The sequence below is a fragment of the Nocardiopsis sp. NPDC006139 genome, assembly GCF_040614155.1.
In the GTDB taxonomy this organism is placed as follows: domain Bacteria; phylum Actinomycetota; class Actinomycetes; order Streptosporangiales; family Streptosporangiaceae; genus Nocardiopsis; species Nocardiopsis changdeensis.
The window spans coordinates 1-23131 of sequence record NZ_JBEXTT010000010.1 but is presented as its reverse complement, the minus strand read 5'-3'; the positions used below and the strand labels follow the sequence as shown (position 1 = coordinate 23131).

At 72.5% G+C, this 23131-nt stretch carries 20 protein-coding genes; 13 read left to right on the top strand and 7 right to left on the bottom strand.

All coding sequences use genetic code 11. The annotated features are described in order from the left end of the window. The first annotated feature begins 3 nt into the window (after positions 1–3). The 7 genes from ehuC to ABZ249_RS15085 all read left to right on the top strand — a co-directional run bounded on the left by ehuC (position 4) and on the right by ABZ249_RS15085 (position 7064). Positions 4–729, top strand: a complete 726-nt coding sequence (gene ehuC, locus ABZ249_RS15115) for an ectoine/hydroxyectoine ABC transporter permease subunit EhuC (protein ID WP_355262513.1) — start codon at positions 4–6, stop codon at positions 727–729. Continuing rightward, on the top strand, positions 730–1368 hold the full coding sequence (ehuD, locus tag ABZ249_RS15110) for an ectoine/hydroxyectoine ABC transporter permease subunit EhuD (RefSeq protein ID WP_220563302.1): 639 nt from the start codon (positions 730–732) through the stop codon (positions 1366–1368). It begins immediately after the preceding gene. Continuing rightward, positions 1355–2146 carry an ectoine/hydroxyectoine ABC transporter ATP-binding protein EhuA gene (ehuA, locus tag ABZ249_RS15105; protein WP_355262509.1) on the top strand — a complete coding sequence of 264 codons (792 nt, stop codon included), beginning with the start codon at positions 1355–1357 and terminating at the stop codon, positions 2144–2146. The genes ehuD and ehuA overlap by 14 nt, the downstream gene beginning before the upstream one ends. 146 nt (positions 2147–2292) lie before the next feature. After that, positions 2293–3222: a CPBP family intramembrane glutamic endopeptidase gene (locus ABZ249_RS15100; protein ID WP_355262506.1), complete on the top strand. Its 930-nt coding sequence runs from the start codon at positions 2293–2295 to the stop codon at positions 3220–3222. 248 nt (positions 3223–3470) lie between these two features. Next, positions 3471–5585, top strand: a complete 2115-nt coding sequence (locus tag ABZ249_RS15095) for an RNA degradosome polyphosphate kinase (protein ID WP_355262503.1) — start codon at positions 3471–3473, stop codon at positions 5583–5585. Next, positions 5582–6571 carry an NUDIX hydrolase gene (locus ABZ249_RS15090; RefSeq protein WP_355262500.1) on the top strand — a complete coding sequence of 330 codons (990 nt, stop codon included), beginning with the start codon at positions 5582–5584 and terminating at the stop codon, positions 6569–6571. The genes ABZ249_RS15095 and ABZ249_RS15090 overlap by 4 nt, the downstream gene beginning before the upstream one ends. A gap of 55 nt (positions 6572–6626) precedes the next feature. After that, the gene (locus ABZ249_RS15085; protein WP_355262497.1) at positions 6627–7064 is read left to right on the top strand and encodes an SRPBCC family protein; all 438 of its coding nucleotides are present in this window, start codon (positions 6627–6629) and stop codon (positions 7062–7064) included. A 56-nt stretch (positions 7065–7120) separates the two neighbouring features. Here ABZ249_RS15085 and ABZ249_RS15080 read toward each other — a convergent pair whose 3' ends face one another. After that, entirely contained in the window at positions 7121–7393 is a 273-nt protein-coding gene (locus tag ABZ249_RS15080; protein WP_355262494.1) for a hypothetical protein, read from the bottom strand. Between the two features lie 299 nt (positions 7394–7692). Here ABZ249_RS15080 and ABZ249_RS15075 point away from each other — a divergent pair, with 299 nt between their 5' ends. Beyond that, on the top strand, positions 7693–8403 hold the full coding sequence (locus tag ABZ249_RS15075) for a M50 family metallopeptidase (RefSeq protein ID WP_355262491.1): 711 nt from the start codon (positions 7693–7695) through the stop codon (positions 8401–8403). Positions 8404–8499: 96 nt separating this feature from the next. On the opposite strand, the gene ABZ249_RS15070 is transcribed toward ABZ249_RS15075, so the two are convergent. The 3 genes from ABZ249_RS15070 to ABZ249_RS15060 all read right to left on the bottom strand — a co-directional run bounded on the left by ABZ249_RS15070 (position 8500) and on the right by ABZ249_RS15060 (position 12992). Beyond that, the gene (locus ABZ249_RS15070; protein WP_220563294.1) at positions 8500–8859 is read right to left on the bottom strand and encodes an STAS domain-containing protein; all 360 of its coding nucleotides are present in this window, start codon (positions 8857–8859) and stop codon (positions 8500–8502) included. Positions 8860–9413: 554 nt separating this feature from the next. After that, positions 9414–11651 (bottom strand): hypothetical protein, encoded by a 2238-nt coding sequence (locus ABZ249_RS15065; protein ID WP_355262487.1) that lies wholly within the window; start codon positions 11649–11651, stop codon positions 9414–9416. 246 nt (positions 11652–11897) lie between these two features. Further along, on the bottom strand, positions 11898–12992 hold the full coding sequence (locus ABZ249_RS15060) for a CaiB/BaiF CoA-transferase family protein (protein ID WP_355262484.1): 1095 nt from the start codon (positions 12990–12992) through the stop codon (positions 11898–11900). A gap of 331 nt (positions 12993–13323) precedes the next feature. Between ABZ249_RS15060 and ABZ249_RS15055 the strand changes: the two genes are divergently transcribed. Both ABZ249_RS15055 and rsmA read left to right on the top strand, forming a co-directional pair. Further along, positions 13324–14487 (top strand): ubiquitin-like domain-containing protein, encoded by a 1164-nt coding sequence (locus ABZ249_RS15055; protein ID WP_355262481.1) that lies wholly within the window; start codon positions 13324–13326, stop codon positions 14485–14487. Positions 14488–14533: 46 nt separating this feature from the next. Then, on the top strand, positions 14534–15421 hold the full coding sequence (gene rsmA, locus ABZ249_RS15050) for a 16S rRNA (adenine(1518)-N(6)/adenine(1519)-N(6))-dimethyltransferase RsmA (protein WP_355262478.1): 888 nt from the start codon (positions 14534–14536) through the stop codon (positions 15419–15421). Between the two features lie 58 nt (positions 15422–15479). Here rsmA and ABZ249_RS15045 read toward each other — a convergent pair whose 3' ends face one another. Together ABZ249_RS15045 and ABZ249_RS15040 are read right to left on the bottom strand one after the other, a co-directional pair. Then, complete coding sequence (locus tag ABZ249_RS15045) at positions 15480–15758, bottom strand: hypothetical protein (protein WP_355262475.1); 279 nt, start codon at positions 15756–15758, stop codon at positions 15480–15482. Further along, complete coding sequence (locus ABZ249_RS15040) at positions 15745–17130, bottom strand: PspC domain-containing protein (RefSeq protein WP_355262472.1); 1386 nt, start codon at positions 17128–17130, stop codon at positions 15745–15747. The genes ABZ249_RS15045 and ABZ249_RS15040 overlap by 14 nt, the downstream gene beginning before the upstream one ends. Before the next feature lie 209 nt (positions 17131–17339). Between ABZ249_RS15040 and ABZ249_RS15035 the strand changes: the two genes are divergently transcribed. Then, complete coding sequence (locus tag ABZ249_RS15035) at positions 17340–18569, top strand: PspC domain-containing protein (protein ID WP_355262469.1); 1230 nt, start codon at positions 17340–17342, stop codon at positions 18567–18569. An 82-nt stretch (positions 18570–18651) separates the two neighbouring features. Further along, positions 18652–19326, top strand: a complete 675-nt coding sequence (locus ABZ249_RS15030; RefSeq protein ID WP_220563287.1) for a response regulator transcription factor — start codon at positions 18652–18654, stop codon at positions 19324–19326. Between the two features lie 32 nt (positions 19327–19358). On the opposite strand, the gene ABZ249_RS15025 is transcribed toward ABZ249_RS15030, so the two are convergent. Beyond that, entirely contained in the window at positions 19359–20288 is a 930-nt protein-coding gene (locus tag ABZ249_RS15025; RefSeq protein ID WP_355262466.1) for a nucleoside hydrolase, read from the bottom strand. 150 nt (positions 20289–20438) lie between these two features. On the opposite strand from ABZ249_RS15025, the gene pcrA reads away from it, so the two are divergent. Continuing rightward, a complete protein-coding gene (gene pcrA, locus ABZ249_RS15020; protein ID WP_355262463.1) occupies positions 20439–22748 on the top strand; it encodes a DNA helicase PcrA in 2310 nt (769 codons plus the stop codon). Positions 22749–23131: the final 383 nt, after the last annotated feature.

Below are 23131 nucleotides of genomic sequence, written 5' to 3'. Positions count from 1 at the left end.
CTCGTGGATTTCCTCATCGAGCGGTTGCCGATCTACCTGGACGGCGCCTGGGTCACCATCCAGCTGACCGCCGGCGGAATCGCGCTGGCGTTCGTCCTCGCCATGTTCTTCGGCATCCTGGGCACCCGCCCCGAGTGGCTGCCGCGGGCCGTGGCCACGACCTACGTCGAGGTCTTCCGCGGGGTCTCCGCGCTGGTGCTGATGTTCTGGATGGCGTACGCGCTGCCCGTCCTCACCGGCTACCAGCTGGACGGCCGGTTCGCGGCGATCGTCGCGGTGGGCCTCAACGTCGGCGCCTACGGCGCCGAGGTCGTGCGCGGTGCGATCAAGGCCGTGCCCAAGGCCCAGTTCGAGGCGACCGTCGCCCTGGACATGACCTGGTTCCAGCGCATGCGCCTGGTGATCCTGCCGCAGGCCTGGGCGCAGATGCTGCCGACCTTCGGCAACCTGTCCATCGAGCTGATGAAGGCCACCGCCGTGTCCTACCTCATCGGTGTCGCCGACATCAGCGCCATCGCCGAGCGGATGCGCCAGGCGACGGGGGAGACGGTGCTCGCCTTCAGCGGCGCGCTGGTCCTGTACTTCCTCATCGCCCAGGTGCTCATCTTCGGCGTGCGCCTGCTGGAGCGCCGGGCCAACCACCGGCTGGGGCGCGTCCCGCCGGGTGGCCGGGGGGTCCTGGGCCTGCTGCGGCCGCCCGCGCTGACCGCGTCGGGGGGTGCGAAGTAGATGTTCTGGGACTTCGAATGGACCTTCCGGGTCCTGCCCGACCTCATGCGGGGCCTGGCGGTCACCGTCCAGGCGACCCTGCTGGGCTACCTCATCGCCCTGGTGCTGGGGCTGGCCATCGCGATGGTCCGCCGGGTGCCGGTGGTCGGGACCGCCGTGCACGCCGTCATGGAGTTCGTCCGCACCACCCCGCTGCTGGTCCAGCTGGTGTTCGTGTTCGCGCTGGCGCCCTCCACGGTGTCGGCGCTGACCGTGGGCATCGTGGTACTGGGCGTGCACTACGCGGCCTACACCGCCGAGGTGTACCGCTCCGGGATCGAGGGCGTGGCCAAGGGCCAGTGGGAGGCGGCCCGGGCGCTCAGCCTGCCCGCCTCGCGCACCTGGGGCGCGGTGGTGCTGCCCCAGGCGATCCGCAAGGTCATCCCGGCGCTGGGCAACTACCTCATCGCCATGTTCAAGGACACCCCGCTGCTGCTGGCGATCACCGTGGTCGAGCTGCTCGCCACCGCGCGCCAGGTCGGCAGCGCGGACTTCCGCATCGTGGAGGCCTACACCGTGGTCGGGTTCCTGTTCCTCCTGGTCAGCATCCCCTCCGCGATCATCATCCGACGACTGGAGCGACGTTATGCCGCCGTCTGACACTTCGGCGCTGATCAACTTCGACCAGGTGGTCAAGCGCTTCGGCGACCTCACCGTGCTGGACCACCTGGACTTCTCGGTCGCCCCCGGCGAGAGGGTCACCCTGATCGGGCCGAGCGGCTCGGGGAAGACGACCATCCTGCGCCTGCTCATGACCCTGGAGAAGGTGACCGACGGCCTGATCGAGGTGGACGGCGAGCCGTTCAGCCACATGTCCCGCGGGGGCCGGCTGGTCCCGGCCAACGAGGCCTACCTGCGCCCGCGCCGCAAGCGGATCGGGATGGTGTTCCAGCAGTTCAACCTGTTCCCGAACATGACGGTCCGCAAGAACCTCACCGAGGCCCCGGTCCACGTGCTGGGCCTGTCCCGAGGGGAGGCGGACGCCCGGGCCGAGGAGCTGCTGGACCTGGTGGGGCTCTCGGACAAGATCGACGCCCACCCCTCCCAGCTCTCCGGCGGCCAGCAGCAGCGGGTGGCGATCGCCCGCGCGCTGGCGATGCGGCCGGAGATCCTGCTGCTGGACGAGGTGACCTCGGCGCTGGACCCGGAGCTGGTGGCCGGGGTGCTCGACGTGCTGCGCACGGTCGCCGAGACCACGGACATCACGATGCTGTGCGTGACCCACGAGATGGGGTTCGCGCGGGACGTGTCGCACCGGGTGCTCATGTTCGACAAGGGCCGGATCGCCGAGGAGGGGACGCCGGACGAGATCTTCGGCGACCCCAGGGAGGACCGCACCAAGGAGTTCCTCCGTTCGGTGCTGGACAACGGGCACTGACCGGAGCGCCGTTCCCCGGGGGCGGGCGGGCCGCGGGCCCGCCCGCCCCCGGGGTCTTCGATGGCGACATACCGTAGTCGTAAAGTAGCTTTTAGTTTCCTCCTGGGCAGAATGGGTGTTCTGAGGCAGGGGGGACTCTTGTGACCATGGTGCGAAGATGGGGGCTGGCCGGGTGGACGGCGGCGGCCCTCCTGGTCATCGCGGTGACCATGGCCGTCGACCCCGGCCTGCGCCACGACACCTTCGGAACCCCGGTCGTGTTCCTGATCTCCTGGGGGCCGATGCTCCTGGGGGGCCTGGTGGCCTGGGGGCTGGTCGGGGCGTTCGGCCGGCGGGCGGAACTGGACCGGCGCATCGCCGCCGCCATGCAGACCCACCCCATCAACCGCGAACTCGGCTGGCTGGCCCTCTTCCTGGTGGGGTTCGTGCTGTGCATGGTCGTGCTCAGCACCATCCTGCACCTGTACGGGTCGGAGATCGGGGCCGACCTCGAGATGTCGTCGTCCCTGGTGTCGCGGCTGCTGTTCCTGTTCACGCTGCCGTTGCTGGTCATGGACCGTTCGGGGGTGGTCCTGGACGGCCGCGGGACCGCCATGCCCTCCATCGCCCTCAAGGTCGAGCAGCCCTGGCGGTGGCTGGGCCTGGTCCCGGTCGTCCTCGTGCTGGCGCTGGTCGGCTACATCCTGGTGCCCGCCAACGGCCTGCCCGAGCCGTCGTTCCCGCTCTTCGGGTTCGTGCTGGCGTTCGCGCTGATCTCCGTGTGCGAGGAGATCTTCTTCCGCGGGATGGTGCAGACGAGGCTGGAGATCATCATGGGGCCGTGGGGAGGGATCGTGGCCACCTCGATCCTCTTCGCCCTCATGTACGCGATCATCCAGCCCTACGACCCGGTGGCCCAGCTCCCCGGGGACGGCCTGGTCTACGACCTGGGCCTGGCCCTGCTCACCTACGGCACGGCGAGCCTGCTCTACGGCTACCTGTGGCTGTGCTTCCGCAACACCTGGCTCAACGTGCTGCTGCGGATCGGCGTGTTCCTCATCCTCACGCCCCCCGACTTGGAGCCCATGATGGTGTAGGGCGAAATCACCCCTGAGGTCTGAAAAGTCCGAATGCCCGGTCGGCGGTCCGGTGTGTCGGCTCGCCTTTTCTTCCCTATTCCGGCCGTTGTCACGTGCATGGGCCGAAACCTGCGCAATCTATGCTCGGTAAGTGCAGGTGTTCGTGTGCATCTGGGTACAGAAGGTCCATAGCGGTCGTGTCGCGGTCATTTCCCCCTCACGGGGATGTCACCGGCCGGTCATGAAAAGGGGGGAGTCTGCCAGCTGTGAGCACGGAACCCGTATCGACGCCAGCCGGTCCCAGCACCACCGAGCCCCGAGGCCTCCCCGCCGATCGTTTCATGGACCGCGAGGAGGGTTGGCTCCGCTTCAACCAGCGGGTCCTCGAACTGGCGGAGGACAAGGACATCCCCCTGCTGGAGCGCGCCCGCTTCCTGGCCATCTTCTCCAGCAACCTCGACGAGTTCTTCATGGTCCGCGTCGCCGGCCTCAAGCGCCGGCTCGCCACCGGGCTCTCCGTCGCCTCGTCGAGCGGACACCACCCCCGCGACCTGCTCGAACGGATCTCCGAGTTCACCCACGACCTCATGCTGCGGCAGACCGCCTGCTTCCAGAACAGCGTCGCCCCCGCCCTGCGCGAGGTCGGGATCCGCATCGTGCGCTGGAACGACCTCGACGCCGCCGAACGCGAGTACCTGCACGGGTACTTCCGCCGCTCCATCTACCCGCTGGTCACGCCGTTCGCGGTGGACTCGGCCCACCCCTTCCCCTACATCTCCGGCCGGTCGCTCAACCTGGCCGTGACCGTCCGCGACCCGCGCGACGAGCGCCGCATGTTCGCCCGCGTCAAGGTGCCCGGCTCGCTGCCCCGGTTCATCGAGCTGAGCACCAAGGGCGGCGGCCGCTTCGTGCCGGTCGAGGACATCATCGCCGCCCACCTGCCCCAGCTCTTCGAGGGCATGGAGGTCGTGGACCACCACGCCTTCCGGGTCACCCGCAACTCCGACCTGGAGGTCGACGAGGACGAGACCGACGACCTCGTCACCTCCCTGGAGAACGAGCTGCTGCGCCGCCGCTTCGGGCCGCTGGTGCGCCTGGAGGTCGAGGAGGACATCAGCGACGACACGCTGGCGATCCTCGTCGAGGAACTGGGCGCCGAGGAGGAGGAGATCTACCGGGTCCCCGGCCCGCTGAACCTGGCGGGCCTGGCCCAGATCGCCGACCTGGACCGCCCCGAGCTGCACTACACGCCGATGGTCCCGGTCGAGCCGCGCGCGCTCACCTCCGGGGACCTGTTCGCCACCATCCGCGAGCGCGAGGTGCTGGTCCACCACCCCTACGAGTCCTTCGCCACCACCACGGAGCGGTTCCTCGCCCTGGCCGCCGGCGACCCCAAGGTCGTCGCGATCAAGCAGACCCTCTACCGCACCAGCGGCGACTCGCCCATCGTGGAGTCGCTCATCGAGGCGGCCCGCGAGGGCAAGGAGGTCGTGGTCCTGGTCGAGATCAAGGCCCGCTTCGACGAGCAGAACAACATCCAGTGGGCCCGCAAGCTCGAACACGCGGGCTGCCACGTCGTCTACGGCGTGGTCGGCCTCAAGACCCACTGCAAGCTGTCCATGGTCATCCGCAAGGACGACGACGGGCTGCTGCGCCGCTACTGCCACGTCGGCACCGGCAACTACAACCCCAGCACCGCCCGCATCTACGAGGACTTCGGCCTGTTCAGCGCCTCCTCCGAGGTGGGCGAGGACGTCAGCGACCTGTTCAACAGCCTCACCGGGTTCTCCCGCAAGAAGCACTACCGCAGGCTGCTGGTGGCGCCCGCGGCCCTGCGCGAGGGCCTGCTCCAGCAGATCTCCGTCGAGACCGACAACGCCCTCAAGGGCGAGCCCGCGCACATCCGCATCAAGGTCAACTCGCTGGTCGACGAGGAGATCATCGACGCCCTCTACCGCGCCTCCCAGGCCGGGGTCAGCGTCGACCTGTGGGTGCGCGGCAGCTGCGTCCTGCGCGCCGGGGTGCCCGGCCTCTCGGACAACATCCGGGTCCGCAGCATCCTGGGCCGCTTCCTGGAGCACTCGCGGATCTTCGTGTTCGCCAACGGCTGGCGCCCCCAGGTGTGGATCGGCAGCGCCGACCTCATGCCCCGCAACCTCGACCGCCGGGTGGAGGCGCTGGTCCGCATCTCCGACGGGGAGCAGTGCCGCAGGCTCATCGGCCTGATGGACCTGGCGATGTCCGACGACACGTCCTCGTGGCGCCTGCAGCCCGACGGCATCTGGGACCGGGTCACCCACGCCCCCGACGGGCAGCCCCTGGTGGACCTCCAGGACAGCCTGCGCGGCGACCGCCACCTGCGAGTGGTGGAGGGCGGATGAGCGCGGAGGGCGACACCCCCGCGGAGGGGGCCGGCGAGGTCAGGGTGACCAGCGCCTTCCCGCCCCGCACCGCGGCGGTCGGCGGCTACCTGGAGCCCATCCGGGCGGGCGGCACCCTGCTGTGGCGCGAGGGGGAGGCCGGGACCGAGGTCGTCCTCATCCGGCGGCCCGCCCGCGACGACTGGACCCTGCCCAAGGGCAAGCTCAAGAACGGCGAGCACCCCATCATCGGCGCGGTCCGCGAGGTGCAGGAGGAGACCGGCCTGAACCCCGTGCTGGGCCGCCGCCTGCCCCCGCAGCGCTACCTCAAGGACGGCTGGCCCAAGCAGGTCGAGTGGTGGGCGGCGACCCCCGCCGAAGCCGGCGGGGCCATCGACTACCAGGCCAACGAGGAGGTCGACCGGGTCGAGTGGGTCCCGGTGGGGGAGGCGCGCGAACGCCTCACCTACGACCACGACGTGGAGGTCCTGGACAACTTCCGGGCCGGACCCGCGGCGACCTTCCCGGTCATCCTGCTCCGGCACCTGTCGGCGGGGGAGAAGCGCACCTGGGACGACAGCGACCTGCTGCGCCCCCTGGACGAGGTCGGCCGGGCCGACGCCCTGGCCCTGCCGCGGGTGCTGAGCGCCTACGGGCGGCCCGAAGTGGTGTCGTCGGCGGCGGCCCGCTGCACCGAGTCGATGCTGCCGTACACGGTGGAGGCGGACGTGCAGATGCGCACCGAACGGGCCTTCACGGTCCGGGAGGGCACCCCGCCCTACGACGTCAAGGGCGCCCGCGAGGCGTTCGCCGAGATCCTCGGAGCCGGACGGCCCACGGTGGTGTGCACGCACGGGGAGCTGATCCCGGACCTGATGGAGGAGGCGCTCACCCGGCTGGGGGCGCCGATCACCCAGCAGCTGGGACTGCGCAAGGGGTCGTTCTGGGTGGTCCACGTGGCCGCCGGGGAGCTGGCCGGCGTGGAGAGGCACGCGGTCCGGGGATAGGTGTGGCCCGGGAGGCGGGAAGGATCCCTTCAGGGCGTGCTGCCATGATGGCCGCATGGCTGAATACAAGGTTTCCCGGAGCGTGGTGGTCGACGCTCCCGCCGCCCGGATCTTCGAGATCCTCGCGTCGCCCGCCCGGCACCCGGAGATCGACGGATCGGGGACCGTGCGCGGCAGCCTCTTCGGTCCGCCGGAGCTGGTCCAGGACGCGCGGTTCGGCATGGACATGAAGATGTTCGGCCTGCCGTACAGGATGACCAACCGGGTGGTGGAGTACGAGAAGGACCGCCTCATCGCCTGGCGGCACTTCGGCCCGCACCGGTGGCGCTACGAGCTGGAGGAGCTGCCCGGGGGCGGGACGCGGGTGACCGAGACCTTCGACTACTCCAGGGGGTTCCCGCTGTTCTACGTGCTGGGCGGGATGCCCGCGCGCAACGCCCGGGGCATCGAGGCGACCCTGGTGCGCCTGAAGGACCTGGCCGAGCGCGGATGACCGGAGGGGGCGCGGTCCCGGCCGGAGCCGGGCCGCGCCTTCTGCCACCGGTGCGGCTAGTAGTAGCCGGGGTAGCCCTCGTGGCCGTGGCCCTGGAGCAGGGCGGGACGCATGTCGCCGTAGCCGGGGTAGCCCTCGTGGCCGTGGCCCTGGGCCCGGGCGGGGCGCTCGAGGTCGTAGCCGTAGCCCTCGTGGCCCTGGACCAGGGCGGGACGCTCGTGGTCGTACCCGTAGCCGTCGTGGCCGCCGGCCGAGGCGGGCGCCGCGGCGAGGCCGAGGGCCGCACCGGCGGTGAGCGTCATCAGGGCGATTCCAGCGATCCGTTTCACGGAAGATCCTCACTCTTAGTAGTTGGTCAATAGCCAACGGTTGCGACTGTAGGTCGCGCGGAGTGGTTTGGCCAGTTCATCGCCCCGGTTCGGGACACATCTCCGACGAAGCGTGGCACGCGTCCGTTCCCGTCCGCCGCTTTCGGGCGTCCGGACGAACCGCCGACCCGCCGCGGTCGTCTCACATTCCGCACCGATCCGCGCCGTTCGGGCCCGTCCCGGCGGATCGCTAGAGTTCGGGCAGTGCCCCGGCCCGTCCGGGCCGGGAGAGCCGTCGAGACGCAGTTGGGGGACCACTGGTGGAAACGACCTTCGGTGACGTCTGGCAGGAGGTGCTGACCACCCAACCCGAGCCGGAGCAGTGGATCGTCATCGGCGCCGCGGTGCTCGCCCTGGCGGCCGTGCTGTTCAACCCCGTGTGGCGGGTGGCCCGCAACGTCGTCACCATCGCCCACGAGGGCGGCCACGCCCTGGTGGCGCTGCTCAGCGGACGCCAGCTCACGGCGATCCGCCTGCACTCCGACACCTCGGGTGTCACCGTCTCGCGCGGCAAGCCGACCGGCGTCGGCATGATCCTGACGGTCTTCGCCGGGTACGTCGCCTCGTCGGTCATCGGCCTGCTCGGCATCGTCGTGCTCATGACCGACCACATCACCGCGCTGCTGTGGCTGAGCCTGGTGGTGCTGGCCGCGATGCTCCTGATGATCCGCAACCTCTACGGCGTGCTCTCGGTGGTGGGCACCGGCGCGGTCGTGTTCGGGATCAGCTGGTTCACCCCCAGCGAGGTCCAGGCGGCCTTCGCCTACCTGTTCATCTGGTTCCTGCTGTTCGCCGGCATCCGCCCGGTGTTCGAGCTCCAGCGCCAGCGCGTGCGCCAGCCCTCCCCGCACTCCGACGCCGACCAGCTGGCCCGGCTCACCGGCCTGCCCGGCACCCTGTGGGTGGTCGTGTTCGGCCTGGTCAACCTCGCCGTCACCGGCCTGGGCGTGTGGATGCTGCTCCTGGCCTGACGCCGCCCCCGGCCCCCGGCGCACGGAAGAAGGGGCGCGACCCGTGCGGTCGCGCCCCTTCCTTGTGTCCGTCGTGGCCGTGCCCGGCCCGCGGCCTCAGCCGTTGTCGGCCCGGGGCGCGGCCAGCGCCTCGGGGACGGTGCCGAACACCGGGATGCGGGTGTCCAGCGCGGTGATCCGCAGGGTCTGCATGATCCGCTGGGCCGGCGCGGCGATCGCCAGCACCGCGCGCTGCTCCCGGGCGGTCTTGTGCGCGCGGATGAGCACGCGCAGCCCGCTGGAGTCGATGAAGCGCAGGTCGGTGCAGTCCAGGACGACGCGCCCGCGCGGCTGCGTGACGAGCGCCTCGGTGACCGCGTCCTGGAACCGGCCCTCGGTGGCCAGGTCGATCTCGCCGTCCAGCGCCAGCACCCGGCCGCTGTCGTGCAGGGTGGACGAGATGGTGAGTGCGGGCATGGCGACTCCGGCGTAGTCGGGACGTGCCCGCCGCGCAGGCGAGGCGGGCCGCATCCCGCGCCGGGCGCGGGCGTCGACCGGTACGTTCAGTGCGTTACCGCGGTAGCCAAGCTGATGGTTCATCATGTCCTCGCGTGCCGCCCCGGTGGTACGGGGCCGGGGATGTGACGCCTTCTCCTCCGCAACGGGGCCTGCGCGGAGCGCGGCCACCCTGGGAACGTCCGAGTGCGGGTCGGAAGTTCCCCGGCGGTCCGCGGGTCACCGGGACCGGAGATCGGCGGCGTGCCGTGCCGGGTGACTCCCGCACCCTTCACGACAACAAGAACCCGCCCCTGGGGGCGGTCATTCCCTCCCTGGGGGAGGTGCGGCGGCCGGATCGGTGGCCGGGATCTTCGGGAGACGGTGACCGCCCGGCCCCCTCGGGGTCCCGGCTGTCCCTCGCATCAGCCGCTCAGCCTCGGACTTTACCACAGTGCCGTGGCCGTTTCGTGACGTGAGCGACGCAAGGTCGTGTTCGTTGCCGTTTGCACCGCGTGGCGTCGATGAGGTAAGCGTCACAGGCAGTGGGCGTTCTCGGTGGGTTCGGGGTCCGGCGCCGGGGCCTCGTCCTCCTGCTCGAGCGCCCACACGCACGCCGACAGCGTGAGCGGTACCGCGACCGTCAGCGCGATCGCCGGGATCGCCACGCCCGAGTCGTTGACGGCGAACCCCACCAGCGCGGTCACCAGGGACCCGGTCAGGCCGGCCCGCAGCGTCGGCGCGTACTCGTAGGCCCGCTGGAGCGCGCCGATCCGCCAGTTGGTGGGCCGGTAGAGCACCGCGAACAGGAACACCAGGGCGCAGGCCGCGAGCAGGGTCAGCTGCCAGTTGCCGAGCGTGCCCAGCATCGCCCCGAGCTTGCGGGCCACCACCGTGCCCGCCTCCCCGTTGAGCACCTGGGCGGCGAACGCCCCGAAGTGGCTGCGCTCCTGGGGCGGGCGCAGGTAGTCCAGCCACGACAGCAGCGTGATCGCCGCGACCGCCGCCGCGACCACGGCCGACAGCCGCAGGAACGTCACCCGCACCCCGGCGATCATCATCGTCGTCACCGCCAGGCCCGGCACCAGCGCGATCACCCCGCCGAAGTCGGTGCCCAGGCCGGGCCAGCCGATGATCGCCACCGACGCCGCCCCCACCACCAGGGCCACCGCCACGGCGGCGCGCCGGCGCCCCCGCACGATGAGCCCGTGGGCGATCCCGGCCACCGCCATGAGCATGCCGGTGGCGAAGGTGGCGAAGGCGATGTTGCCGATCCCGTAGAACCGGCCGCCGACGATCGGCGAGTACCCGGTGGGCGAGTTCATCTGCAGGTGCGCGCCGAAGCACAGGTCGAGGAACAGCACCGCCGTGGTCGCCCCCGCCACCACCGTCATCGGTCCCAGGACCGTGCGCCGCCAGGGGCCGGCCACCGCCAGCACCACCACCAGCGCGTCCGCCGCCAGCACGCACAGCAGCAGCGCCGTGGGCGGTGATTCGGCCGCCCACCACGGGATGAGGTTGGCCAGGTAGCTGGCGACCGGGAACGCCGCCCCGGCCAGGGCCACGATCCGGGTCACCGACAGCACGAGGACCCGCTTGCCGCGCTGCCCGTCGGAGTAGCGGTGCAGGGCGTAGGCGGCGGCCGCGTAGATCAGCAGCTGGACCGCCACCAGCCCGCTGAAGAATCCGGGGATGGCCGCCCCGACCACCACGGCGGCCGTGTTGAAGTCCATCAGCCGCTGCACGGACTCCCCGGTGTCCGCGGGGCGGTTCGTCACGTGCCAGGCCCGCCCGGCGACCGCCGCCTGCGGGTCCATCCGCAGTTCGGCCAGGACGGTGGCGGTGACGTCGGTGAGCACCACCAGCCCCCGCCGCCGGGTCGACTCCGAGGCCAGGAACCCGATGGGCCCGGCCGGGCCCTCCTGCGCCACCTGCGCGCTCAGCGCCGCGGTGAGCTGGGAGGGCGCGCTGTCCATGGACACGCCCACCACCATGAGCGAGGACCCGGTGGGCAGCATCGAGACGAGCGTGCGCAGCCGCCCGTCCAGCATCTCCAGCGCCTCCTCGCGGTCCACCTGCGGGACGTCGTCCCGGTCGGGGCCGTCGGGGTCGGTCGAGAAGGGGTCGTCCTCGGGGTACAGGCGGGTGAGGTCGGGCAGCTCCACCGCGGCCAGGGCCACGCCCTCCAGGCGTTCGGTGTCGAGGTCGCCCACCCCCGCCAGGTAGTGGTCGACCCGCCCCTGACCGTCGGCGACGCCCAGCGCCGCCCCCGGGCCCACGGCCAGCGTGGACCCGCCGTACCGCTGCACGGTGTCGCCGAGCAGCCCCACCCGCGCCGCGAACTGCGACTCGGCGTTCTGGCGCACGTACGAGTCGAACCCGGGGACGACGGCGCCGGACCCGGTGCGCTCGGGCCGGGGCGCGGGCTCGCAGACCCCGAAGTCCTCCCGTGCGGCCAGGGCGCGGTCGCCCGCCGACACCGACAGCCATCCGTCGGTGGGGCAGGTGCGCGAGGTCGCGGTGCGGATCGACATGTTCCCGATGGCCGACCGCTCCGCCATCTCCCACAGGGTGGGCGTGTGCCCGGGGGTGATGTCCTCCCACAGCAGGCCCGGCACCCCGACCAGCACCAGGGGCTCCCCGGCCGGGACCGGCACGTCCGGCTGCCGGACGGGCGCCCCCGAGCCGGTCGGGCCCGGGTCCGCCCACGAGGACGGGGCGGCGCACAGCAGGGCGGCGACCGCCACCACCACTGCGCACCAGCGCGCCGGCACCGTGCCGGCCGCCCTCCGGTGCGCCGCCCCCGCGGCTCCGGCCGCCCCCCGAAGCGCCGATACCGCACTGACGAACCGTCGTGGCATCGCGGACCCCCCGTCGCGCGCTCGACCTGAGCTCGCCACCCTAGCGACCCCGGAGCGCCCATCGGGGGATACTCGCCCGACCCGTCCGAATCCGTCCGGGGATCCCCCTTCGGATCTCCGTTCCCGCGGGCCCGGGAGCCGGGTATCGGACGGACCGGTTCAGGTGCCCAGGCCCCATCCCTTGAGGACCTCGGCGGTGTCCGGCTGCGGCCGCCCCCGGGTCACCCCGCCCGGGGTGCGCGAGAAGCGGGGCGCCGGGCCCGGGACCACGCGGCCGCCCTCGCGGACCAGCGTGCCCCGCGCGCGCACGTGCGGGTGGTCGGGCGCCTCCTCCAGGGACAGGACCGGCATCACGCAGGCGTCCACACCCTCGAACACCGCCGCCCACTCGTCGCGGCCGCGGGTGCGCAGCACCTCGGCGAACCGCTCCCGCAGCACCGGCCAGCCCGAGCGGTCCCACTGATCGGGCAGGTCCTCCCCGTCGAGGCCGGTGCCCGCCAGGAAGGCGGCGTAGAACTGCGGCTCGATGCAGCCCACGGACACGTACCGGCCGTCGGCGCACTCGTAGACGTCGTACCAGGGGGCGCCGGTGTCCAGGTAGTTGGTGCCGCGCTCGTCGCTCCAGGACCCGCGCGCCCGGTCCTCGTGGATCATCGACATCAGCAGCGCCGACCCGTCGACCATGGCGGCGTCCACGACCTGTCCGCGCCCGGAGGCGCCGCGCTCCACCAGGGCGGCCAGGATGCCGGTGACCGTGAACATGGTGCCGCCCGCGAAGTCCCCGAGCAGGTTGGCCGGCGGTACCGGCGGGCCGTCCGCGCGGCCGATGGCGTGCAGGGCGCCGTTGACGGAGATGTAGTTCATGTCGTGCCCGGCGGTCCTCGCCAGGGGGCCGTCCTGGCCCCAGCCGGTGACGCGGGCGTAGACCAGCCGGGGGTTGAGCTCCAGGCACGTGTCGGGGCCCAGGCCCAGCCGCTCCATGACCCCGGGGCGGAATCCCTCCAGCAGGACGTCGGCGCGCTCGACGAGGTCGCGGGCCAGGGCGCGGCCCTCCTCGGACTTCAGGTCGGCGCCCAGCACGGTGCGGCCCTCGCTCATGTGCGGGCCGGGGAGCCCGGCGTTCATCGCCTCGGCGGCCTGCGGGCGGTCGAGGCGGACGACGTCGGCGCCCAGGTCGGCCAGGAGCATGGCGGCCATCGGCGCCGGCCCGATGCCGGTGAACTCGACGACGCGGATTCCGTTGAGGGGTCCCATGTGCAAGGCCTCCAGGAGGGGTGGATTAGAACGACGTTCGGGTTCATTGTGCCGGGTCGGGCGGTGCGGCACCAGGGCGGCGCTCCGGGGGCGGTGCCCGGGGTGCTCGCGGGTCGAAAAGGATAATGCGGAAAAAGACCGCCTTTCCGTTTTCGGATACCTCCTTTTTCGGCGAGTCCAAAAATTGAACAATGGCCCGGTGCTAATGTGTCCGATGCCCGACGGGCCGCGCACCCGCGGCGACCTGCCGCTATGCCGGTGCCGGAAAAGCGGGGAGTGCCCGACCGCGCCCCGGGCATCCCCTTTCCTCCGTGTGATCCCAGGAACCGCCATGCCCCGTAGGACCACCTCCCCCCGCCGTTCCCGCGGCCGGCGCCGCGCGCGGCGCCGGGCCCCGCTGCCCCTGCTCGCCGCGGCCGCCGCCGGACTCCTCGCCCTCACCGCGGGCGGCACCGCCCTGGCCGCCCACCGGGCCGTCGTCGTGGACGTCAACGGCACCGAGCGCACCGTCCACACCTTCGGAGGCACCGTCGCCGACGCCCTCGACGCCGCGGGCGTCACCCTCGCCGACGGCGACCTCGTGGCCCCCGCGCCGGACGCCCCCGTCGCCTCCGGCGAGCACGTCCTGGTCCGCTCCCCGCGCGACATCACCGTCGAACTCGACGGCCACCCGCTGGCCCGCAGCGTCAACGCCGCCACCCTGGGCGAGGCCCTGCACCAGCTCGGCCTCGACCCCGACGGGGTCTCCCTCTCCGCAGGGCACGACACCCCCATCCCCGCCGACGGGCTCACCGTCACCGCCGAACGCGCCCCGCGCATGGTCGTCCTGCGCGACACCGTCCGCACCGAGACCCGTTCCACCGGTGAGACCGTCGCCGACGTCCTGGCCGCCGCCGGGGTCGACCCCGGCGAGCACGACCTCGTCTCCCCGGCCCCCGACGAGCCCGCCGTCCCCGACATGACCGTCCGGATCACCCCGGTCATCGGCGAACCCGTCACCGAGGAGGTCCCCATCGAGGCCGGGACCACCGAACGCGAGAACCCCGACCTGCCCGAGGGGGAGCGCGAGGTCGTCACCGAGCCCGAGGACGGCGTCAAACGGGTGACCACCGCCACCGTCCTGCACCACGGAGAGGAGGTCGAGAAGGTCCTGGAGGAGGAGGTCGTCACCGAGCCCGTCGAGGGAGTGGTGGAGATCGGCACCAAGGCGCCCGAGGACCCCGCCCCGGCGGGCGGCGGCGCGGCCGCCGGCCTCAACTGGGCCGGCCTCGCCCAGTGCGAGTCCGGCGGGAACCCGGCCGCCGTCAACTCCGCGGGCGGCTACTACGGCCTCTACCAGTTCAGCGTCCCGACCTGGAACTCGGTCGGCGGCACCGGGCTGCCCTCCGAGGCCAGCGCCCAGGAGCAGACACAGCGCGCCCAGCGGCTCTACGACGCGGTCGGGGGGAACTGGCAGAGCCAGTGGCCGCACTGCGGCGTCCACCTCTTCGAGTGAGCGGGCCCCGCGGCCGCGGCCCCCACCCCCGCCGGGCTGGCAAGATGTGGGGGTGACACAGACACCCGCACCCGATGACCGATCCCGCCTGCTCACCCCCGCCGACGTGCGGGTCCTCGCCGAGCGGCTCGGAGTCCGGCCCACCAAGACCCTCGGGCAGAACTTCGTGATCGACCACGGCACCGTGCGCCGCATCGTCCGGGTCGCGGGGGTCGGCGAGGACGACGTCGTGGTCGAGGTCGGGCCGGGCCTGGGCTCCCTGACCCTGGCGCTGCTCCCGCACGTGCGCCGTGTCACCGCCATCGAGATCGACCCGGTGCTCGCCGAGGCGCTGCCCGGCACCGTCGCCGAGCACGCGCCCGGGCTCGCCGACCGGCTCACGGTCGTCCGCGACGACGCGATGCGCGTCGCCGAGGTGCCCGGTCCGGCCCCCACCGCGCTGGTCGCCAACCTGCCCTACAACGTGTCCGTCCCCGTCCTGCTCCACCTGCTCGAACTGCTGCCGAGCCTGGAACGGGTCCTGGTGATGGTCCAGTCGGAGGTCGCCGACCGGATCACCGCCGCCCCGGGCGGCCGCATCTACGGGGTGCCCTCGGCCAAGGTCGCCTGGTACGCCGCGGCCCGCCGGGCCGGGGCGGTGGGCCGCAACGTGTTCTGGCCCGCCCCCAACGTCGACTCCGGGCTGGTGGAGCTGGTCCGCCGCACCCCGCCCGAGACGCGGGCCACCCGCGAGGAGGTCTTCCGGGTGATCGACGCGGCCTTCGCCCAGCGCCGCAAGACCCTGCGCGCCGCCCTGGCCGGCTGGGCCGGCTCGGCCCCGGCCGCCGAGCGGGCGCTGCGCGCCGCCGGGGTCGACCCCGGCGCCCGCGGGGAGTCCCTGCGGGTGGAGGACTTCGCGGCCATCGCCGAGCACCGCCCGGCCGCGGACGGCTGACCGGCGGACACGCACGAGGGGGCGCGGCATCCGCCGCGCCCCCTCGTTGTCCCCGGCCTCACCCCCGGGGCGGGCCGTCGTCCCTGTCCCCGCCCCCGTCGGAGACGGCCGTCCCGGCCGCCTCGGCGCGGTCCCGGGCCCGTTCCCTGGCGCGGGCCCGCGAACGCTGTACCGCGCGGACCACCCCGGCCAGCACCAGCCCCGCCAGCACCACCGGCACCGCCCACCAGACACCGAACTCCCACTCCCCGGTGCCCCGCACGACGAACGCGACGGCGAGTCCGAGGAACAGCAGCCCCGCGACCAGCGACCCCCAGTCCGTTCTACGCTTCGCCATGCCGTACCTCCACAGTCCCGACGCGGATGTCGGTGTCCACTCTGATCAGGGGGACCTCGTCGTCCCCGGCCCCGCCGACCGGCTCGAACACCTCGCTCAACTCCCGGGTGATGCCGAACTGCTCCTCCTTCTCCCCGTTCCCGCCGAGCGGTACCAGGGCCCCGAGGCCGACGTCCGCCCGCACCTGGGCCCGGGCCTGTTCGGGCAGCAGCAGGACCAGCCTCCCCCGGCCGATCCCCGCCCGCACGTCCACGGCCTCCCCGGGCTCCAGGTCCCCGATCGCGGTCAGGTCCACCGTGAGGTCGCCCACCGTGAACCGGGGGGCGCCCCCGGCCTCCGCCTGCGCGACCGTGGTCGGCCGCCACACGTCCTCGCCGATCCGCACCCGGGTCACGTCCACCGCGGACACCAGCACCAGGGCCATTGTCAGCACCAGGCCCAGGAAGCCCAGCCCCCGCGGGTTCCCCGCCCAGGTGCCCACCACCGCGAGCAGCCCGACCAGCCCCAGCGCGCCGGCCAGGAAGTACACGCCGGTCTCGGGGCCCAGCAGCAGCCGCGCCGTGTCGGCGCTCCACACCGACGAGTCCCCGCCGAACGCCACGACCGGCGCCACCACCGCGACGGCCAGCAGCGTCCACAGCGCCATGACCGCCAACGGCGCCCCGCGCCGGGACTTCGCCTTCCCACGGCCCCCGCCGGGACCGCGGTCCCCGCCGTCATGGTCCCCGTGGCCGGGGCCCTCGTCCCCGTCCCCGCCGTCCGAGCGGTCGCCGCCCATCGTCCGCTCGGCCACCACCGCCAGGTCCACCGGCCCGGTGGGGGCCGACGCCCACGGCTGCGCCGGGTTGTAGTAGCTCGGGCTCGGACCCGCGACCGGCGTCTCCGGCGGCGGCGCCTTGGCCCGCAGCTCCTCGCCCAGACCGGTGAACGCGGACCGCAGGTCCACCCCGCGGCCGCGCGCGGCCAGCACCCCCAGCACCAGCGGCACCGCCAGCACCAGAGTCGACCAGCCGAAACCACCGACCAGGCTGAACGCCGTCGCCACCGCCAGCCCCACCGCGAGCAGCTTCAGCACCGTCCGCGGCGGGATGCTCCGGTTCAGCATCTGCTCGATCGTCGCCGGCCCGCCCCGCGCGTCCCGCATGAGCATCCACGCGACCAGGTACAGCAGCAGTCCGGTGCCCCCGGCGAACGAGGTCAGCGCGAAGGCCGCCCGCCACACCACCGGGTCGGTCCGCGTGTAGCGCCCCAGCCCGGAGCACACGCCGGCCAGGACCCGGTCGTCGTCCGCCTTGCGCAGCTCCCGTTCCGGGACGGGAACCGTCCCGGCCGCGGGCGCGTCGGATCCCGTGGGGGCCGAATCCTCACTCATGGTCGCTCACCGCACTCTCCTCACACACCCATGGTCACCCGCCGGCGGTGATCAGGGGAATCCGGGACGACCCTGACCCCACCCTGACCGCCCGCCCCGGCACATCCGGGGGCTCCACCCCGATGCCCGATGCCCGCGGCCCGGTGCATGCTGGAGTCGACGGGGGGCACCCGTGCGCCCCGGACCGGCAACGCGCACGGACGGAAGACATGGACAAAGCAAGCGGCGACCGGGTGACACCGGTCGCGGACGACACCCCCAGGCTCACCCGGGCGGCCGACGGGAGACTGCTGGGCGGTGTCGCCGCGGGGCTCGCCCGCCACCTGGGGGTGGACCCCGTCGTGGTCCGCCTCGCCTTCATGGCGCTCTCCGTCGGCGGCATCGGGATCGCCGTGTACGTCGCCCTCTTCTTCTTCGTCCCCGCCGAGGACACCGGACGCGGGGAGGACGACGAGGCGCGCGCCGCCGACGGCCGCCGCAAGGGCCGCGACATCTCCCAGCTCGTCGCCTACGTCGGCCTGGCCGCCGGACTCGGCTTCCTGTTCCTGCTGTTCGGCGGCGTCTTCGACCCGTTGCTGTGGTTCGTGGTGTTCGGCACCCTGGGCGCCGTCATCCTGTGGCAGCAGGCCAACCCCGGCCAGCGCGACGAGTGGATGACCAGCACGGTCGGCCGCGGCAAGGGGCTCATGCGCGCCCTGGCCGGCGTCCTCCTGGTCGTCGTCGGGGTCATCGGGTTCCTCGTCTTCCAGGAGCAGCTCCAGAACGCCCGCGCCGGGCTGACCTTCGCGTTCACCCTGCTCGCGGGCGTCGCACTGATCGTCGCCCCGTGGATCGTCGGCCTGGTCCGCGAACGCGACGCCGAGCGCCGCGAGCGCATCCGCAACGCCGAGCGCGCCGAACTTGCCGCCCACATCCACGACTCCGTGCTGCACACCCTCACCCTCATCCAGCGCCGCGCCGAGGACCCCCGCGAGGTGCAGCGCCTGGCCCGGGTGCAGGAGCGCGCCCTGCGCAGCTGGCTCTACCAGCGCCCCGCCGACGCCGAGACCACCGTCTCCCCGGCCCTGGAGCGCGTCGCCGCCGAGGTCGAGGAGGAGCACGGCATCCCCATCGAGGTGGTCTGCGTCGGCGACTGCCCGGTGGACGACGGCCTGCACGCCATGCTGCGCTCCGCCCGCGAGGCCATGGTCAACGCGTCCAAGTACGCGGGCACCGACGCCATCTCCGTGTTCGGGGAGGTCGAGCCCGAGGAGGTGCTGGTGTTCGTGCGCGACCGGGGCGCCGGGTTCGACCTCGACTCCATCCCCGAGGACCGCATGGGCGTGCGCGGCTCCATCCTGGGCCGCATGGACCGCCACGGCGGCTCCGCGCGCATCCGCACCGCCCCGGGCGAGGGCACCGAGGTCCAGCTGCGCATGCCGCGCATCCCCGAGGTGTAGGGCGTTGCGGACGCACCGGAAAGGCACGGCGGAGGAGGGACCGGGATGTGGAGCGGGCCGGGCCGTGGGTAGAGTTCCCGTTGTGGGAGACGACAGCAGCACGACCTTCAGTGACGGCGGCGCGCCACCCCGCGTCGTGATCGTGGACGACCACCGCCTGTTCCGCAGCGGGGTCCGGGGAGAACTCGGCGACGCCGTCGACGTGGTCGGCGAGGCGGGCGACGTGGACTCCGCCGTGCAGGTGATCGAGCGGGCGCAGCCCGACCTCGTCCTGCTCGACGTCCACCTGCCCGGCGGCGGCGGTGTGGAGGTCCTGCGCCGCGTCCTGGCCCGCCACCCGCAGATCCGCTTCCTGGCGCTGTCGGTGTCCGACGCCGCCGAGGACGTGATCGGCGTGGTCCGCGGCGGAGCCCGCGGCTACGTCACCAAGACCATCTCCGGCAAGGAGCTCGCCGACGCCATCGTGCGCGTCGCCGACGGCGACGCCGTGTTCTCCCCGCGCCTGGCCGGGTTCGTCCTGGACGCCTTCTCGGCGACCGACGCCCCGCCCGTGGACCCCGAGCTGGACCGCCTCACCCAGCGCGAACGCGAGGTGCTGCGGCACATCGCCCGGGGCTACGCCTACAAGGAGGTCGCCAAGGAGCTGTTCATCTCCGTCAAGACCGTGGAGACCCACGTGTCGTCGGTGCTGCGCAAGCTCCAGCTCTCCAACCGGCACGAGCTCAGCCGCTGGGCCACCGCCCGCCGGCTCGTCTGACGCCCCCGGGCCCGGCGGACCCGGGGGCGGGATCAGCGCAGCGCGTCGAGCATCCGGCCGAGGAACTCCTCGCCGGCCACGGCCGTGACCACCCGCACCGGCCGCCGGCCGTCCCCGCCGGGGCGCAGCCGCAGGTCCGCCACCGTCATGCCGCGGGTCAGCGACCCGGACAGCTCCACCCGCACCGGCACCTCGACGGCCTCCGTCACCAGGTGCGGGTCCACCAGCACCGCCGCCGCCAGCGGGTCGTGCATCGCGCACTGGCGCACCCCGAAGATGCCCTTGTAGAAGTCGGCGTAGAAGTCCAGGAACTCCGAGGTGCGCGCGGCCCGCACACCCGGCACCGCCTTCAGCTCCTCCAGCCACCCGCCGGTGGCCACCGTCTCCATGGTGATGTCCAGCGCCACCAGGTCCAGGTCGAACCCGGCGCCGAACACGGCCTCGGCCGCCTCCGGGTCGTTGTTGATGTTGGCCTCGGCGTGCGAGGACACGTTGCCCGGCACCCGCACCGCGCCGCCCATCACCACGAGTCTGCGCACCAGCTCCGGCAGCCGCGGCTCCAGGCCCAGGGCGATCGCCAGGTTGGTCAGCGGGCCCACCGCCAGCACGTCCAGCTCGCCGGGGTACTCGCGGGCCAGCCGCACCAGCAGCTCCGCGGCGCTCCCGTCCACCGGGGCCCCGGCCGGCTCGGGCAGCTCCACCCCGCCCAGCCCGTTGTCGCCGTGGACGTGCGGGGCCAGCCTCGGCTCCTGCACCAGCGGCCGGGACGCGCCCACCGCCACGGGCACCTCCGGCCGCCCGTACAGCTCCAGCAGACGCAGGGCGTTGTCCGCCGTCACGTCCACACCGCCGTTGCCGAAGACCGCGCCGACCCCGACGATCTCCACCTCCGGCCGCGCCGCCAGATAGGCGAGCGCGACCGCGTCGTCGATCCCCGGATCGCAGTCGACGAACACGCGCATGACAAGAACCCCCGAACACGAGCGACGGCCCCCGCCCGTGCGGAGGCCCAGAGTCATCAGAGGAACAGCCTAAACGGGACGAACATCCGATCGGGTTGTGAAGCACCGCGCCCGGCGGGCCCTGTCTCCGACCGGCCGTAACCTGGATCCGTGTCCTCCCAAGAGCAGCTTCTCGAAGGTCTGAACGGTCCCCAGCGCGAGGCGGTCACCCACGGCGGCGGCCCGCTCCTCATCGTCGCGGGAGCCGGTTCGGGCAAGACCCGTGTCCTCACCCACCGCATCGCGTACCTGATGGCCGCGCGGGGGGTGCGCCCCGGGGAGATCCTCGCGATCACGTTCACCAACAAGGCCGCCGCCGAGATGCGCGAACGCATCCAGGCCCTGCTCGGCGCGCGCGCCGCCGCCAGCATGTGGATCATGACGTTCCACTCGGCGTGCGTGCGCATCCTGCGACGGGAGGCCCACCGCCTCGGGTACCCGAGCGGCTTCACCATCTACGACTCCGCCGACTCCGCACGGCTCATGCAGCTGGTCTGCAAGGAGATGGACCTGGACCCCAAGCGGTTCCCGCCCAAGTCCTTCTCCGCCCAGATCTCCAACCTCAAGAACGAGCTGGTCGACTACGACACGTTCGCCGAGCAGGCCCAGACCGAGCAGGAGAAGAAGCTCGCCGAGGCGTACCGGCTGTACCAGCGCCGCCTGCACGAGGCCGGCGCCATGGACTTCGACGACCTGATCATGGTCACCGTCAACCTGCTCCAGATGTTCCCCGACGTCGCGGAGCACTACCGGCGCCGCTTCCGGCACGTCATGGTCGACGAGTACCAGGACACCAACCACGCCCAGTACGTGTTCATCCGCGAACTCGTCGGGGCGGAGCAGGAGGCGCCGGTCGTCCCGCCCTCGGAGCTGTGCGTGGTCGGCGACGCCGACCAGTCCATCTACGCGTTCCGCGGCGCGACCATCCGCAACATCCTGGAGTTCGAGCGCGACTTCCCCGACGCGCGCACGATCCTGCTGGAGCAGAACTACCGCTCCACCCAGACGATCCTGTCGGCCGCCAACGCCGTCATCGAGCGCAACGAGGGCCGGCCCGCCAAGAACCTGTGGTCGGAGCAGGGCGAGGGGACGCCCATCGTCGGCTACGTCGCCGACAACGAGCACGACGAGGCCGCGTTCGTGGTGGGGGAGATCGACAAGCTCACCGACGACGGGGCGATCACCCCGGGCGAGGTGGCGGTGTTCTACCGGACCAACGCCCAGTCCCGGGTGTTCGAGGACGTGTTCATCCGGATGGGCCTGCCGTACAAGATCGTCGGCGGGGTGCGCTTCTACGAGCGCAAGGAGATCCGCGACGTCCTGGCCTACCTGCGCGTGCTCGCCAACCCCGAGGACACCGTCAGCCTGCGGCGCATCATCAACGTGCCCAAGCGCGGTATCGGAGCCCGGGCCGAGGAGTCCCTGGAGCTGTTCGCCGCCCGCGAGCGCATCACGTTCGCCCAGGCGCTGCGCCGGGTCGACGAGGTCCCGGCGATGGCGACCCGCTCGGTGAACGCCGTCCGCAACTTCACCGCCCTGCTCGACGAGCTGGCGGCGCTGGTGGAGGCGTCCAGCCCGTCGCAGCTGGTGGAGGCCGTCCTCGACAAGACCGGGTACCTGTCCGAGCTCGCCGAGTCCAAGGACATCCAGGACGAGAGCCGGGTGGAGAACCTGGAGGAGTTCGTGGACGTGGCGCGGGAGTTCGAGAACACCTTCACGGCCCTGCTGGAGGACGAGGCGGCCCTGGAGGGGGAGGAGGTCGTCGAGGAGGGCGCCGAGCCCACGCTGGTGGACTTCCTGGAGCGGATCTCCCTGGTCGCCGACACCGACCAGCTCCCGGACGCCGACGACGAGGGCGGGGTGGTCACGCTGATGACCCTGCACTCGGCGAAGGGGCTGGAGTTCCCGGTGGTGTTCCTGACGGGGCTGGAGGACGGGGTGTTCCCGCACATGCGCACCCTGGGCGACAAGACCCAGCTGGAGGAGGAGCGCCGGCTGGCGTACGTGGGGCTGACCCGCGCCGAGCGCCTGCTCTACGTGAGCCGCGCCGCGGTGCGCAGCGCGTGGGGGAGCCCGTCGTACAACCCGCCCTCCCGCTTCCTGGACGAGGTCCCCTCGTCCCTCGTCGACTGGCGCCGCGGGGAGTCCCCGGTACTGAGCGCCCCGCCCGCCCTGCGCCGCGGCCCGTCGGGCCGCTCCTTCGGCGGCGAGGGCTTCGGCGGCACCTTCGGCCGGAGCCGGCAGAAGGCCGAGGCGCCGACCCTGAGCGTGGGGGACCTGGTCAACCACGACAAGTTCGGCATGGGCCGCGTCCAACTGGTCGACGGGACGGGCGACCGCACCAAGGCCCGCATCGACTTCGGCGCGGACATCGGGGAGAAGGACCTGATGGTCAAGTACGCGCCGATCGAGAAGCTGTGACCGCGACCTGACACCGGCCCGGAGGGCCCACAGACGGTGTTCTGTGGGCCTTCGTCGTTTTTGTCCGTCGCCTGTAAGACACGACACGGGCAAGGATCGGCAAACACGTCACGAGCACTCCCGGACGGGGGTAGTGTTGTCCAAGACCGAGCGAGACGGACGCCGATCCCCAGGGATCAGGGCGGACGGGCCGGTCGAAACCTCCCTTCCGAAGTGAGCAGTTCGAAGCACTGCTTCGACCATGTAAACTCGGTCGGGTCGCCTCGAAAGAGGCACACGCCTTCACCCAAATCAGAAGGACCCGGAAAACGCCGATTTGGCGGGGAACGGGAACACTGATAAAGTGAAGACACAACAAAGCGGAAACGCAGACGCCTTCCACG